Raw genomic sequence first — 1,225 nt, forward strand, 5'->3', positions numbered from 1 at the left:
CCTAAATTCCGCAGCATTTTAGTTTAACTTATTTTATAAGTACCTGAGCAACAAAAAGTTGCTCAGGATTTTGCCATGTCAGATTTTTCACCTATCTTAGTGTTGCAAATCAAAATATGTATCAAACCCGACAGACATGGCAAAGGTAGCAATAAAATCTGAGAAACTCTCTCCTTTTGGAGGAATTTTTTCAATAATGGAGCAATTTGACTCCAATCTCTCATCTGTAATCGACTCAACCCTCGGTATGAGATGTAGGCTGTATGGTTATCAATACAGCGAAATCATCCGTTCGCTTATGAGCGTTTATTTCTGTGGCGGCTCATGCATAGAGGATGTCACCACTCATCTGATGTATCACCTCTCGCTTCATCCGACACTTCGCACATGCAGTGCCGACACGATTCTCAGAGCCATAAAGGAACTGACCCAGGATAACATTTCCTACACATCCGACACTGGCAAGACCTACGACTTCAACACGGCAGACATGCTGAATACACTGCTCCTCAATTGCCTATTGTCCACAGGGCAGCTGAAAGAGGGCGAGGGGTATGACGTTGACTTCGACCACCAGTTCATAGAGGCTGAGAAGTTTGATGCGAAACCCACATACAAGAAGTTTCTCGGGTACCGTCCAGGTGTGGCTGTCATTGGCGACATGATTGTCGGCATAGAGAACAGCGACGGCAACACTAACGTTCGTTTCCACCAGAAGGACACGTTGAGGAGATTCTTTGAGAGGATTGAACAGAAAGGATTGACAGTCAATCGTTTCAGGGCAGATTGCGGATCCTGCTCAGAGGAAATTGTGGAAGAGGTCGGAAAGCATTGCATGACTTTCTATATCCGCGCCAACCGCTGCGGTTCGCTCTACGATGACATCTTTGCACTCAGAGGGTGGAAGAGAGAGGAACTGGGCGGCATTGAGTTTGAACTGAACTCCATTCTTGTTGAGAAATGGAAAGGGAGGGCATACCGTCTTGTAATCCAAAGGCAGAAGCGAATTGACGGTGAGATTGACCTGTGGGAAGGCGAATACACCTACCGCTGCATCCTTACAAATGACTACGAGTCTTCCGAGAAAGAGATTGTCAAATTCTATAACCTCCGTGGAGGGAAGGAACGCATCTTCGATGAAATGAATAACGGATTCGGCTGGAACAGGCTTCCAAAATCCTTCATGGGAGAAAACACGGTGTTTCTTCTGCTTACGGCACTCATA

1 protein-coding gene is annotated in these 1,225 nt (G+C 46.0%); it reads left to right on the top strand.

Annotated elements, in window-relative coordinates; translation table 11 throughout:
• Positions 1–136: 136 nt before the first annotated feature.
• Positions 137–1,225, top strand: a 1,089-nt coding sequence (locus DW917_RS16780; protein ID WP_233524819.1) for an IS1380 family transposase, incomplete at its 3' end; no start/stop codon positions are given.

This window comes from Prevotella sp. AM42-24, assembly GCF_003461825.1.
GTDB lineage: Bacteria > Bacteroidota > Bacteroidia > Bacteroidales > Bacteroidaceae > Prevotella > Prevotella hominis.